The 13,661-nt window shown below is 33.4% G+C and carries 18 protein-coding genes and 1 pseudogene; 4 read left to right on the plus strand and 15 right to left on the minus strand.

Features of this window, described 5'->3' with window-relative positions:
• Nucleotides 1-46 precede the first annotated feature (46 nt).
• From BN349_RS12525 to BN349_RS12560, 8 genes are all read right to left on the minus strand, one after another.
• On the minus strand, nt 47-796 hold the full coding sequence (locus BN349_RS12525; RefSeq protein ID WP_019242667.1) for a class I SAM-dependent DNA methyltransferase: 750 nt from the start codon (nt 794-796) through the stop codon (nt 47-49).
• A complete protein-coding gene (rsfS, locus tag BN349_RS12530) occupies nt 793-1,152 on the minus strand; it encodes a ribosome silencing factor (RefSeq protein WP_019242668.1) in 360 nt (119 codons plus the stop codon). Before rsfS ends, BN349_RS12525 begins: the two co-directional genes overlap by 4 nt.
• Nucleotides 1,153-1,154: 2 nt before the next feature.
• Nucleotides 1,155-1,721 (minus strand): bis(5'-nucleosyl)-tetraphosphatase (symmetrical) YqeK, encoded by a 567-nt coding sequence (yqeK, locus tag BN349_RS12535; RefSeq protein WP_019242669.1) that lies wholly within the window; start codon nt 1,719-1,721, stop codon nt 1,155-1,157.
• Entirely contained in the window at nt 1,711-2,280 is a 570-nt protein-coding gene (locus tag BN349_RS12540; RefSeq protein ID WP_019242670.1) for a nicotinate-nucleotide adenylyltransferase, read from the minus strand. The genes yqeK and BN349_RS12540 overlap by 11 nt, the downstream gene beginning before the upstream one ends.
• Nucleotides 2,277-2,576, minus strand: coding sequence for a ribosome assembly RNA-binding protein YhbY (gene yhbY, locus BN349_RS12545; RefSeq protein WP_019242671.1), 300 nt, complete (start codon nt 2,574-2,576; stop codon nt 2,277-2,279). Before yhbY ends, BN349_RS12540 begins: the two co-directional genes overlap by 4 nt.
• A gap of 2 nt (nt 2,577-2,578) precedes the next feature.
• The gene (aroE, locus tag BN349_RS12550) at nt 2,579-3,418 is read right to left on the minus strand and encodes a shikimate dehydrogenase (RefSeq protein WP_019242672.1); all 840 of its coding nucleotides are present in this window, start codon (nt 3,416-3,418) and stop codon (nt 2,579-2,581) included.
• Nucleotides 3,419-3,499: 81 nt separating this feature from the next.
• Nucleotides 3,500-4,621, minus strand: coding sequence for a ribosome biogenesis GTPase YqeH (gene yqeH, locus BN349_RS12555; RefSeq protein ID WP_034294261.1), 1,122 nt, complete (start codon nt 4,619-4,621; stop codon nt 3,500-3,502).
• Nucleotides 4,603-5,124, minus strand: coding sequence for a YqeG family HAD IIIA-type phosphatase (locus BN349_RS12560; RefSeq protein WP_019242674.1), 522 nt, complete (start codon nt 5,122-5,124; stop codon nt 4,603-4,605). Before BN349_RS12560 ends, yqeH begins: the two co-directional genes overlap by 19 nt.
• 402 nt (nt 5,125-5,526) lie before the next feature.
• Between BN349_RS12560 and BN349_RS25385 the strand changes: the two genes are divergently transcribed.
• Nucleotides 5,527-5,667: a sporulation histidine kinase inhibitor Sda gene (locus tag BN349_RS25385; RefSeq protein WP_081591237.1), complete on the plus strand. Its 141-nt coding sequence runs from the start codon at nt 5,527-5,529 to the stop codon at nt 5,665-5,667.
• Between the two features lie 169 nt (nt 5,668-5,836).
• Here the strand turns inward: BN349_RS25385 and BN349_RS12565 are convergent, their stop codons facing one another.
• Complete coding sequence (locus tag BN349_RS12565; RefSeq protein WP_019242675.1) at nt 5,837-6,616, minus strand: phosphatidylserine decarboxylase; 780 nt, start codon at nt 6,614-6,616, stop codon at nt 5,837-5,839.
• Nucleotides 6,617-6,741: 125 nt separating this feature from the next.
• Between BN349_RS12565 and pssA the strand changes: the two genes are divergently transcribed.
• Entirely contained in the window at nt 6,742-7,281 is a 540-nt protein-coding gene (gene pssA, locus BN349_RS12570) for a CDP-diacylglycerol--serine O-phosphatidyltransferase (protein ID WP_019242676.1), read from the plus strand.
• A 154-nt stretch (nt 7,282-7,435) separates the two neighbouring features.
• Here the strand turns inward: pssA and BN349_RS12575 are convergent, their stop codons facing one another.
• Nucleotides 7,436-9,223, minus strand: coding sequence for a M3 family oligoendopeptidase (locus BN349_RS12575; RefSeq protein ID WP_019242677.1), 1,788 nt, complete (start codon nt 9,221-9,223; stop codon nt 7,436-7,438).
• Between the two features lie 122 nt (nt 9,224-9,345).
• Nucleotides 9,346-9,516 carry a hypothetical protein gene (locus BN349_RS26120; protein ID WP_019242678.1) on the minus strand — a complete coding sequence of 57 codons (171 nt, stop codon included), beginning with the start codon at nt 9,514-9,516 and terminating at the stop codon, nt 9,346-9,348.
• A 271-nt stretch (nt 9,517-9,787) separates the two neighbouring features.
• Here BN349_RS26120 and sigK point away from each other — a divergent pair.
• A pseudogene (gene sigK, locus BN349_RS26650) lies at nt 9,788-10,500 on the plus strand (RNA polymerase sporulation sigma factor SigK).
• 442 nt (nt 10,501-10,942) lie between these two features.
• Here sigK and BN349_RS25390 read toward each other — a convergent pair.
• The 4 genes from BN349_RS25390 to BN349_RS12615 all read right to left on the minus strand — a co-directional run bounded on the left by BN349_RS25390 (nt 10,943) and on the right by BN349_RS12615 (nt 13,335).
• Entirely contained in the window at nt 10,943-11,083 is a 141-nt protein-coding gene (locus BN349_RS25390; protein WP_019242680.1) for a YrzI family small protein, read from the minus strand.
• 481 nt (nt 11,084-11,564) lie between these two features.
• On the minus strand, nt 11,565-11,807 hold the full coding sequence (locus BN349_RS26910) for a YrhC family protein (protein WP_019242681.1): 243 nt from the start codon (nt 11,805-11,807) through the stop codon (nt 11,565-11,567).
• A gap of 168 nt (nt 11,808-11,975) precedes the next feature.
• A complete protein-coding gene (mtnN, locus tag BN349_RS12610; protein ID WP_019242682.1) occupies nt 11,976-12,674 on the minus strand; it encodes a 5'-methylthioadenosine/S-adenosylhomocysteine nucleosidase in 699 nt (232 codons plus the stop codon).
• 16 nt (nt 12,675-12,690) lie between these two features.
• Nucleotides 12,691-13,335, minus strand: a complete 645-nt coding sequence (locus tag BN349_RS12615) for a class I SAM-dependent methyltransferase (RefSeq protein ID WP_019242683.1) — start codon at nt 13,333-13,335, stop codon at nt 12,691-12,693.
• A gap of 121 nt (nt 13,336-13,456) precedes the next feature.
• Between BN349_RS12615 and BN349_RS12620 the strand changes: the two genes are divergently transcribed.
• On the plus strand, nt 13,457-13,661 hold a 205-nt coding region (locus tag BN349_RS12620; protein ID WP_019242684.1), incomplete at its 3' end, for a DUF2536 family protein.

Raw genomic sequence — 13,661 nt, forward strand, 5'->3', positions numbered from 1 at the left:
TCTGAAAAGTGATAAAAAATCACTTTTCAGAGGCCCCTTCTTTTTGTTATTCTTTCACAGCAACAAACATGATTCGTTCACTTTCAGCTTGAGGCTCGTGATTTTCTAAATCTGCAAGCACTTCTTTCACAGTAAAACCAATCTGTTGAAGCCAATTTATAAATGTTTCAATTGGATAGGTTCGTTGATAATGATCTTCTTCAAATCGTTCGAATAGATCAGATTCTTCATCTACTTTAACAAAAAAGGTTAATTCATGATCAACACTATATCTTTCTTTACCTTCAAACGAATTCCAGATATAAGATACATCATCCGTTACATCCGCGAATGTTGCATTTGCAAAAATATGCTCCATCTTATAAATAGAATGCACATCAAACATAAATAAACCACCATGATTTAAATGCTCATATATTTGGCGGAATGTTTCTTGAACTTGCTCTTCTTCCTCTAAATAATTTAAAGAATCACAAAAAACAACAATGCTATCAAATTTATCACCCAGCGATAATTCAATCATGTTCTGATGAAAGAAAGGAACATTTATTTGATGCTGATCCGCCTTCACTTTAGCAATTGCTAGCATTTCTTCTGACAAATCAACTCCTGTAACGTTATAACCTTTCTCTGCAAGTCTTATCGTAAATTCACCTGTTCCACAAGCAACATCTAACACTTTTTTCCCTTTGATGTTGTATGCTTGCATTTTTTCCATAAAGCGCTCAATCCACTTTTCATATGGAACATCTTGCATCAGCGCATCATAAACAAATGCAAATCGTTGATAACTCATTGTTGAAGCTCTTTTTCAATTGGTACTAATGGAGCATCTCCCCAAAGACGTTCTAAATTATAATAGCTTCTTTCATCGCGATGGAATACATGAGCTACTACATCTCCTAAATCAACAAGAACCCATTTAGCCTCATCAAAACCTTCTAAATGTTTGATTTCAAAACCATTTTCTTGTGCTTTTTCTTTCATTTCACGCGCTATTGCTTGAACCTGTTTATCTGAGTTACCATGACAAATTACAAAATAATCTGCAACTAATGATATTCCTCTCATATCAAGCGCCATTATATCTTCTGCTCTTTTATCATCTGCAGCCTTAGCTACAGTAAGTAATAATTCTTTTTCGTTTAACAATCTTATTCCTCCATTTTTTTAACTAAATCGTTATATGCAAGAAAAGTATTTGGATAAATCGTTGTACTTTTCGACAATAAAAACGTAATCGTATTTCGTAGTGCATAAACAACTGCCGTATTTAAGTTTTCTTTCGCTTTCTCTCTTACCTCTTCTACGCCAGGAAACGATCGTCCAGGTTCAATATAGTCAGCAAGAAAGATAACTTTTTCAAGTAAAGTCATATCTACTCTACCCGTTGTGTGATACGTTATTGCTGACAAAACTTCTTCATCTTCAATTCCACATTCGTTTTTTACTAAGTATGCCCCAACTGGTGCATGCCATAATTCATGGTGAAAGTTTAGTAAATCTTGTGGCATATGCTGATCAATAATAATTTGTTTCATTTCTTCACGATTACGGAACTTAGCGTAGTCATGAAATATGGCAGCCAATTCCGCTTGCTTTACATCTGCTCCAAATCGTTCAGCCAAAATAATAGCTGTTTCCATTACTCCTATTGTATGCACATAGCGTTTCTCTGTTAAATGCTCCTTAACGATTGATAATGCTTGTTCACGATTCATACAAAGCGTTCTCCTCTATATATTTCTCTACGGTTCGTGGAACTAAATAGCGAATCGTTTCGCCTTTCTTCACTTTATCTCTAATCATGGATGATGACAAATAAATTTGAGGAACGTCAATTAATACTATAGGATATGATGTTTCAACTGTATATGGTGGTCTTTTTACTCCTACAAATTGTACCATATTAACTAAATCATCCACACGGTACCAATTAGGTAAATATTCGATCATATCCGCTCCAATGATAAAATAAAATTTCGTATCAGGCTCTTGATTAATCAATTGTTCAATCGTATTGAATGTATATGAAGTTCCTGGTGAGTCCAATTCAATAGTATCTAATACAAATTGCGGATGATCTTCAATCGTTAATTGTATCATGTCTACCCGCTCCTCATTAGAAACACTTTTCGTTTTCTGTTTATGAGGAGGCGTATGATTAGGCATAAAGCGAATTTCATCTAATTGTAGCGCCGATAATACTTCATTAGCAATGATTGCATGTCCGATATGCGGAGGATCAAAAGTCCCACCAAGGATACCTACTTTTTTCATTTTGATTTTGGCAATTCGATTTGCTTGTTTTCTTTTGATTCTTTATAAAGAACTACCGTGTGCCCAATTAATTGTACTAACTCTGCTTTCGTGCCCTTTACTAACTCTTCCGCAACAGTATGCTTATCTACATCACAATTTTGTAAAATACTGACCTTTAATAGCTCTCTTACTTCCAATGCTTCAGAGATTTGCTTCGTCATATTTTCATTTACTCCACCTTTTCCCACTTGAAAAATCGGTGATAAATGATGTGCTGTAGCACGTAAAAATCTTTTTTGTTTTCCTGTTAACATTGTTAACCTCCTAATTTATTTAAAACAATATTTTGCATTCTTTCCAAATCCGGTTCAATCCCCGTCCATATGTGAAAAGCAAGTGCTCCTTGATGAACAAACATTAGCAATCCGTTCTGAATGAATGCCCCCTTCTCTTTAGCTTCTCTTAAAAATCTCGTTTCTAACGGATTATATATGATATCACTTACAATTGTATTTGGAATCAATTTTTTTAAGGATAATGGACTTTCTTCAACTTTCGGGCTCATACCGATAGATGTCGTATTAATAATTAAATGGTATTCATCTAGTTTATCTTCAGCCTCCTCTAAAGATAATGCCTTAGATTGTACCTTTGTCCGATAAGGATTTTCTTCGATGAGAATCTTTGCCTTCGTAACTGTACGATTTGCTAAATCCACATTCACTAATCCTGCTTGTATTAGTGAAAAGTATAAACCACGAGCAGCGCCTCCTGCACCAATTAACAAAGCTTTGTATGAAGAAAGTGGATTAGACAATATAGAAAGCAAACCTTTTACATAACCTGGACCATCCGTATTATACCCAACATAATCACCATCTTCATACTTCACAGTGTTGACCGCGCCAATTGCCTTAGCAAGTGGATCAATTCGATCTAATAACGGAATAATGTTTGTTTTGTGTGGGACAGTAACATTGAAACCTTGAACTCCAATTGCTTTCATCCCCATGACAGCGTGTTTCAAATCTTCTGTACAAACCTTAAAAGCATGATAGTACGCATCTATTCCTTGATTGGCAAAAGCATCATTCTGCATATCCGGAGACATAGAATGCGCAATCGGATTACCAATCACCCCAAATAATTGTTTCATCCTTCCACCCACTTTGTAAGTATCTATCTATAAGACGTTATTTACTTATGTGCTCAACTTTCCATTCATAATAATGCTTTATTAAACTAAAGATCTGCGTATCATGACAGATACACCTTTTGGAACATGTGCTACTATTTTGGCACCTGGTTCATTAATTGTAACCCATCCTAGTCCAGAAAAAACGATATCTGTTTTTCCTTCTGTTATCGAAAAAGAATGAGGTACCAAATCTACGACTTCTCCATCGACTTCTACGCTTGGTACTAATAATTCTCCAGCATGTTCTTTATATAGATTATCTGCTTTTTCTAACTTTGTACGATGGATATTCAACTCGTTTGAAATATAGCATGTAAATGATCTTCTTCCCCCTGAAATATAATCAAAGCGAGCTAGTCCACCAAAAAATAAAGTTTGTTCTTCATTCAATTGATAAACTTTAGGCTTTATTTCTTTTTTAGGTGTAATAACCTTTAGATCTTTACCCTCTACATAATGTGCCATCTGATGATGATTAATAATACCCGGTGTATCCATTAACGCATGACCATCATCCAAAGGAATTTCAATAATGTCTAAAGTTGTTCCCGGAAAATGAGAAGTTGTAATAACATTCCCTTCCCCACTTACTTCTTTTATAATACGATTGATGAATGTTGATTTCCCCACATTCGTACAACCAACCACATACACATCTTTACCATTTCGATATCTTTCAATGGCCTCAACGGCTTCTGAAATACGGGATCCTTTTGCTGAACTAACGAGTAATACGTCTATCGGCTTTAAACCAAGTTCTTTCGCACTTTGTTTCATCCAATTTATTAATTTATTTGGCTTTGTTGATTTAGGAAGTAAATCAACTTTGTTTCCAATAAGTAATACTGGATTTTTCCCAACAAATCGGTGTAAACCAGGCAGCCAGCTTCCATTAAAATCAAAAATATCTACAATTTTTACAATTAAAGCATCATTACGACCAATTTCATGTAATATTTTCAAAAAATCATCATCTGTTAATGAAATATCTTGTACTTCATTATAATTTTTCAAACGAAAACAACGTTGGCAAATAATTTGTTCTTTTTCTAGTGCTGATTTAGGTGCGTATCCAATTTCTTTCGGATTATCCGTTTGAATGTCAATACCACATCCAATACATGATATTTTTTCTTGATTTGTCAATTTGCATCCTCCCATGTAATCATACCTTTTTTTCTTAAAATTGATAAAATACGTCGTTCCAACTTACGATTAAATTTAGTGGCCCATCCATCTGATTGAGCAACTGGGACAACTAAAATAGTGTGAAAACCACTTCGGTTACCACCAAGAATATCCGTCATCAATTGATCTCCAATTACAACAGTCTCTTCCTTTTTTAGTCCCATTTGTTGAGCCGCTTGCTTAAAAGCTCGTCCCATCGGTTTTTTTGCACGATGAATAAAGGGTAACTTTACAGGATCTGAGAAGCTTTTAACGCGTTCTTCATTATTATTCGAAACAATAGTAATTCGAATTCCATTTTCATTCATTTCTTCAAACCATTTAATTAGCATGGGAGTAGCAGAAGGTCGATCCCATTCTACTAACGTATTATCTAAATCCGTAATAATCCCTTTTATTCCACGCTCTTTCAAAATACTTGGCGTTATTTCAAATATATTTTTCACATGTTCACTTGGTAAAAAAAGCTTGAGCATTATTTACACCTCTACCTATTCCGTTAAATTCACCGTAATACATCATACCTAATTTTCTCTATTCTTTCAAAACAACTATTATTTATTTTCCTAAATAACAGATGACATTTTACATTTCTCTTTAATTTTCAATAAAACTTTTCGACAAAAATCTTCCGCTTCAAAATTGTGGATAAAGTTATTCACAATTTTCGCAGTGTATTTCTTGAAAAATTAAAACTTTATAAACAACTTAACCACAACTTATCCACTATTCATTGTGGATAATAGGAAGATTGTTCCATCTACCTTTTTTTGGTAAAGTAGGATTATCAAATCTTTAACTAATCATTTTATGCAAGTTTTCTTACCCTTATTACAACAAATTTGAGATGGAGGTGAATAGCCGAGCGGCTAAAAAGTATGAATAAATTATCTGATGAACTGTTAATTGAATCCTATTGCAAAGCTAAAAAACTAAATCTCAACAAAGAATTTATTCGCTTAATTGAAGTCGAAATTCACCGACGTTCATTAACTCAAAGGATCAAAAAATCATCTTAAACATGTTCAAACCCATTCAATCCAAATGCAAAACACTGTCATTCAGCTTTTCAAAACTATATCTAACATGTTAAGAAAAGAATAAACTAACTCCATTAACCAATACGTAAAGGCATCTCTATTAGTGACATCCGCACTTTGAGATAGCCTTTTTTATTTTTCTCGAATCTTATCTAACATAACCAAGAAGCTCACCGTATTTTATCTCTGAATGCTCCTTTAAATTTGGATTAGGCTCAAACGTGTCTTTCTCAAAAAGGAGTACTACAGTAGAACCAAAACTAAAGTAAGCGAATTCTTCTCCTTTATGTAGCATATCACTGCTATTCGTTATTTCAATACAATTTACAAACATCGCCCCAACTTTTACAACTGCTATCGAGCCTTTTTCATGCTCCATTTCGGAAATAACTCGAAAATTTTTAGAAAGGGGTGCTTTTCCGTATTTCATACCTAGTTTGTTTACAGGATATGAGTTTTTTCCGAGTGACCATCTTTTTACAACCCTTCCAGAGATAGGAGAATGAATTCTATGGTAATGACTTGGGCTTAAATATAATAAAATATAATAACCACCTATATATTTTTGAAGCACTTCATTGTCACCAAGCATTTCTTTAATCGAGTATATCTTACCTTTAACAGTAATTTTCTCATCCTGATCAATTATGCCACTTTCTTCATATACAGCATCAACGGGACTAACTACACTATCTATTTCTTCATTAATCTCCCGTGAACCATGTTTTAACTTTCTTGTGAACAAATGGTGTAATGTTTCAAAATCTCCTTGTTTCTGTTCAACTTCTTGCCAATTTAGCTTATATTGCTTGCTATAAGATGGAATAATCCATTTACTGATTTTCGATTGACTGAACTTCATTAATAGCACTGAAAGCAATTTATGATTCGTTAATTCAATAAAAAATCTATAAAAATATTTCTTCAAGATGCGCCCTCCACAAATAAATTATTACTATTATCTCTTGCATAATGTGCAGAGAATAAAATATTATTATACAATAAGCTTTAGTTTTATGTCTCATCCCATCCGGCTAAAAAGGAGTGAGGAGAATGTTCTTATCGGATGTATTAGATCAAACTATAAAGAAATTAAAATCACAAACCGCTAATTTAATGACACTAACAAACCTAGGATTAGGTGGATTTGCAGTATTAACTGGAATAAACGGTAACTTAAATATTAGTTTATTGTTTATCTTTTTAGCAGCTCTTGCAGATCGTTTCGATGGCATGATTGCAAGAAAGTTTAATTGCGAATCAGAACTTGGAAAACAATTGGACTCTATGAGTGATATTATATCATTTGGAGTAGCACCTGCACTTCTTATTTATCAATCAGTCCTTATACATATGGGAGCACCTGGTATGTTTTTTACAGTATTATACATTGGTTGTGGGGCTTTTCGTCTTGCAAAGTTCAATATTACTGAAAGTAACGGTTATTTCACAGGATTACCTATTACAGCAGCTGGCTGTTTAGTAACTCTTAGCTATTTAGGTATCCCTGCTTTCCCACCTGTCTTTTATTTAGTATTAATGTGTTTATTGGCATTATCCATGGTTAGTCCGTTTAAACTTAAAAAAATCTAAAAAAGAGGGTGTCCAAAAACAGTGATGGACACCCTCTTACATTTTATTTTTATATTACTCCTTATATCAACAATAGAGCACTTGATAAAGCTTAGGGGCCTCTGAAAAGTGATAAAAATCACTTTTCAGAGGCCCCTTTTTCTTTACTGTTTTATCATTCTGTTAATTCTAAAAATAATTCAATATCTTTTACACAAGAGCCAACAGCTCTTTGCCAAAAATCCATTTTAGTAATATCTTCTTGTAAATGCTTCATCGCTAAATCTTCTGAAGTCATACATCCAGTATCCTTCAACAACGCCATATATTTTTCTTCGAAGCCTTCTTTGGATTCTAACGCTTTCTCGTATATACCAAGAGAGAATAAATACCCAAAAGTATATGGGAAGTTATAAAAAGGTGTATCAGAAATGTAGAAATGTAATTTTGATGCCCAGAATAAAGGATGGTAATCTTCAAGAGCATCACAATACGCTTCTTTTTGCGCTTCTGTCATTAATTCATTTAATCGCTCAACAGATACCGTTCCACTCTTTCTTTCCTCATAAAATCTAGTCTCAAATAAGAAACGAGCATGAATATTCATCAGTAATGCAATCGTTCTTTGAACTTTGTCTTCAAGCATAGCAATTTTTTCTTCTTTAGTACCTGCTTCATTAACTGCTGCGTCAGAAACAATCATTTCTGCAAAAGTAGAAGCTGTCTCAGCAACATTCATTGCATAATTACCATTTAATGGGTGAACATCACGTAATGCATACGAATGAAATGCATGACCCAATTCATGAGCTAATGTAGAAACATTATTTAATGTACCTGAATAAGTCATAAATATTCTTGATTGTTTACTATCCGAAAAGTCCGTACAAAATCCGCCCGGTCTTTTATTCGAACGATCTTCAGCCTCAATCCAACGATCCTCAAATGCTTTTTTAGTAAACGCTGTAAGTTGTTCTCCAAAACTAGAGAAATGTTTTAGAATGAACGCTGCACCTTCATCGTACGAAAGCTTTTGCTGTTCAGTCATACTAAGCGGAGCATCTAAATCGTACCAACTTAACTTTTCTACCCCTAATAATTGAGCTTTACGCTGCAAAAATTTCACGAGATGCTCTTTATTCTCTGTAATAGCCTGCCACATGCTATTCAAAGTGTCTTGTGTCATTCGACTAATAGCTAGTGGTTCTTTTAAGACATTATCCCAGCCTCTGTTTTCATATACACTTAATCGGAAACCTGCTAAATGATTTAATGCATGAGCAAACAATTCAGCTTTATCCGCCCAAGCTTTCTCCCATTCCATGAAGATTTGCTTACGTACATTACGATCTGGATGAGAAAACTTATTAGCCGCTTGTCCTACAGATAGTAAAGATGTTACTCCATTTTCTTCAAATGGAATCTCTACTGTTCCTACAACAGTATCATAGAGTTGACTCCACCCATGATACCCATCAATACTAAGCTTTTGAATAATTTTCTCTTCTGAAACAGAAAGCTTTTCTTTAGCATTTCTTCTTGTTTCCATTAAAATAAAGGATAATTCTCGAAAAGATGGATTTTGAACTAAATGTTCAAAGAAGTTTTCATCCATAATCATTAATTTTTCTTCTAATATTGATTGGATTCCATCCAATGTAGCTGAAATTTCTGTTAGTTTAGCATTCCATTTCTTAGCTTCCAAATCTTTTGTATTTTGTGCTTCAAGACATTCAACAAATGCGATACTCTGAAATAATTTCTTTTTAACATCAGAAAGGATATCCAAAATCTCTTTTAATATTTTCATATCTTGCTCATCAGATGCTACTTGCCACGAATTTACCTTACTGTCTAATTCACTAATTTCTGATTTGATACCTTCTACGTATGTAACAAACTGAGGCGATTTACTCCCACCTTCAAAAAACACCTCTAAATCCCAAACTTCTAAATAAGTCATACTATTTCTCCTCCTTCCAATATGGAGATTTTACCACTCTCCGCAGAATATTTCTATTCTCGAAATAATAAACTACTCGTCATATTTCTACAAATCACAAAAAGATAGGGAGTCTAAACTCCCTAATCACAACAACAATTATTCCAAACCCCATTAAAGAACCACCAACCACCAAAGATTAATACGATAATGAGCAAGATAATAAAAAGTGCATATGCACCTCCTCCCCCATAATACGATGGAGGTAGTGGTGGTGGATAACCACAAAGTGGATATCCGTATCCATAGCTCATATAAAAACCTCCTTATTATTTTCTACTAATAAAATATGTAACAAAAAAACGACAGGTTCTTTTTTTCGCTTGTCAATTTTGTCTATTTATTCTACAAGCTTATTCTCCATTTAAAGCTACTCGTCTTTTCATTTTAAAAATTATTGACCTTCTAATAAAAATCAACTAAAACTAATAAATTTTTATTGAATTAAATAGTACAGACACGATTTCGTCCCCGCAACATAGAATTGATTATAGGCGAATGTCTGAATAAAGCGGGGGTGATCAATTGTCTGGATTGTTACTAGCACTTGGATATGTGGTGAAAGAGATTGTTGTGCTTGTATCATATGTTAAAAATAACGCCTTTCCTCAGCCTTTATCAGCAAAGGATGAACAAAAGTACTTAAAGCTCATGAGCCAAGGAGACGAAAATGCCCGGAATATGTTAATTGAGCATAATTTACGATTAGTTGCACATATTGTTAAAAAGTTTGAAAACACAGGTGAAGATACCGAGGACTTGATATCAATTGGAACAATTGGATTAATAAAAGCTATCGAAAGCTACTCTGATGGCAAAGGGACAAAACTAGCCACATATGCTGCTCGTTGTATAGAAAATGAAATTCTTATGCATTTAAGAGCTACAAAAAAAACAAAAAAGATATTTCGCTTCATGATCCGATTGGGCAGGACAAAGAAGGAAATGAAATAAGCTTAATTGATGTACTGAAATCTGAATCCGAAGATGTCATTGACACCATTCAATTAAATATGGAAATTGAGAAAGTAAAAAAATATATCGATGTCTTAGAAGAAAGGGAAAAAGAAGTGATTGTCAGTCGATTTGGACTAGGTGTTTTTAAAGAGAAAACACAAAGAGAAATTGCAAAAGAATTAGGCATTTCCAGAAGTTATGTCTCACGTATAGAAAAGAGAGCACTTATGAAAATGTTCCATGAATTTTATCGTGCAGAAAAAGAAAGACGAAGACAATAGTAAACAGACTATCATTTCATAGAAAAAAACAAGTTAAGTAACAACTATAAGGACCTCTAAAAAGTGATTTTTATCACTTTTCAGAGGTCCTTTTCATTTGAATAATAAATAAAAAGCCGTTAATTTCCTATGCTTGCTCTCCCTCAACAGTTACTTCCGTTGCGATAACCACACCTATTACAGACGTTATAATTAATGACATAACTATCATAAACATCGTAATCCCTCCGTTTCATTGATTCTCTCGGAAGAACATTACCATATAAATCCAACAAATCACGATTGCATATTTGAACAAATTGGAAATTTTTCAAAAATAACCTCTCAACATCATTAGATTCAATTGTTAGCCACTATCTGTCTGAATCCATAACTTTAGTAAACTCTTCATAATAATCTTTTCCATAATAATCTCCACCCTTCCTGATTTTATAAGTAACTATTACATAAAATGTCTATATTGACATATCTTTGAAGCATTTTCTTCATAGATTTTCTTAACTTTTTCTTGATGAACAGCCTCTTCCTTTGTCATCTTATTTAACTTCAAAGTAACTGTAAAAAATAATAAATTGATCGTCATAAACTACCACCTCCCTTTCATTTCCAAACAAAAAGCCGCAGGAATCATGCTCCTGCGGCTCAAACAAGCAATTGTTGATTTACTCGACAATTATCCCGTCTTTAGGCATAACAAAGCCGCAGGAAATAACATTCTCCTACGGCAATAATGTAAAGGTTAATTATAAAAACTGAATCCTTAACAAATTTGTAACCCCGATAGGTCGAATGTAGAAGTATGAAATTGTAAATCATTTACGTCTAATGAAATATGAAGTTTCATCATGTTCCTCGACCTCCTTAAGGTAAATTTGTTATATTGGTAAGTATAGCCAAAAATTAGTAATTTGTAAACCTTTTTATTTGACTTTTTTTACTTTTCAATAAATAACAACAACTCTGTTGTTAGATACCCATAATACATAGAAAACAGCCAAATAAAAAACGACTATTTAAAAGGGATGGTAAACCGCTTTTAAATAGCCTTAAGTTTTATTCCATTTCTATTGTTCTATATGACTATCCGCATGTATGGCTTTTTGTTTGTATATACTAGAAAATCTAAAGAAGACAATAGATGCTATTAAAGTTATTAACGTCAAAGTAATCATTATATTTTGATTAGCTGTTTGTTTACTCAAAGAAATCAGTGTTCCAATATATGAAAAGGTACTGACACATAGCAGCAATAGGGCAAAACGTTTATAATCCACCATTTTTTCTCGATATTTTTTAGCCAGTTTCATTCCCCTCCAACTATAGAATAATAAAGTTTACTCATACACCTTAACACAACTAGATAGAAGTCTAATCATGTAATAGATGGTAGTATTTCCATCAAAAATCTCCTAAAAAATTCCCAATAAAAAAGATAACCAATAATGAATTGGTTATCTTTTGGGACTGTTATAGATTTATTTACTTAAAATCTTCACCATATTTAATACAAGCTGTGATGAATTTACTGCTGCTGTCTCTAAAAATTGATCGAACGAAATATTAGACTCTTTCCCTGCAATATCAGATAGTGCTCGAATAACGACAAAAGGTATTCCAAATTGATAGGATACCTGTGCAATAGCTGCAGCTTCCATTTCAGCAGCTTGCAGTTTTTTGAATTTCCCTCTTACAAATTCAACACGCTCAGCATCATCCATAAAAGAATCTCCTGTTGCAATTAGTCCTTCAACTACGGTAAGTTCAGAGACTGCATTTGCTGCTTCCTTTGCAACTTTTATCAAATCTTCATCAGCTTTAAATGTTGCAGGCAACTGCGGAACCTGACCATACGCATATCCAAATATTGTAACATCAACATCGTGATGTACAACTTCTGAGGAGATAACAACGTCTCCCACTTTTAATTCAGGTGAAAAACCACCTGCAGATCCTGTGTTAATAACAGCTGTCGGCTTATATTTTTCTAATAAGATGGCTGTAGACATTGCAGCATTTACTTTACCTATTCCAGATTTTAACAGCACAATATCTACACCATTTAGTGTTCCTACATTAAACTCGCAACCTGCGATTACTTCCTGTTGAACTTGGTCCATTTTACCTCTTAATATTGTTACTTCTTCTTCCATTGCTCCGATGATTGCGATTTTCATATTTTAACACCCTTCTTTATTCTTTAATTGCTTCGAATATCCAAACAAATTTATTGCAACGTTTAAACGAAACCGAATAGCCATTTTCTTCAAAAACACTTTTTAAATATGGAATAGTTGGATAATATTCTGTTTGCAAGTCTTGAGCTAAATTCATGTATCCTGCTTGTTCCGCTTCATGAATTGCTAATACATACGCATCCAAACTTTCATACATTGTGTCTGCAAACACTATTTTACCACCTTTAGATAGCAACTTTCCATACTCTTTAATTGCGCACGCTTTTTCCTCATCAGTTAGATGATGAAAAGCAAGTGTGCTAACAATCGTATCCACTTTTTCAAGTAGAGGAAAGTGTAAAAAATCCCCCTGTACAAACCGAACCTGATCTCTATTCAATATTTTCTGCTCGGCTATTTTTCTCATAGATAAAGAGGGCTCTACAGCAATTACATGATGACCACTTTCAAGTAATTTTATTGTTAAATTACCTGTTCCTGATCCAAATTCCATTACCTTACCATTGGTTAATACTACAACTTCGTCTAATATATCATGATACCCTTCAAATACCTCTTTATATTCAATGTCATTCCCTAACACAGATTGGTCATAAGAGTCAGCCCATTTTTCAAATACATGTAAAAATTCTAAACCCATCTTCCATCCTCCTTATCTAATTATTCTTATAAATATAGTATGTTTTAATTTTGAATCAGCTACTAAAACTTTTTTAAAAGTAGTGATATAATAGCCTTTAGTAAATATCTAGGAGGAACATATGAATATTTCTTTCGATAAGATTGAGGATAAAGTCGAGTTTTTTGAAGCATCAAACATTAAAGAACTTGAACAAAAAATTCAAAATCAAATTGACGTTAATAAAACGATTTTATTACATGTCCATTCTGTCTCTCATCAAATGTTTGTAAGCGAAGATGGAAGAAAATTATATAGTGCTGTCGTTCATTTTAAATATAAAAAAG

This window comes from Bacillus sp. AP8, from assembly GCF_000321185.1.
GTDB lineage: Bacteria > Bacillota > Bacilli > Bacillales > DSM-1321 > Bacillus_AD > Bacillus_AD massilioanorexius.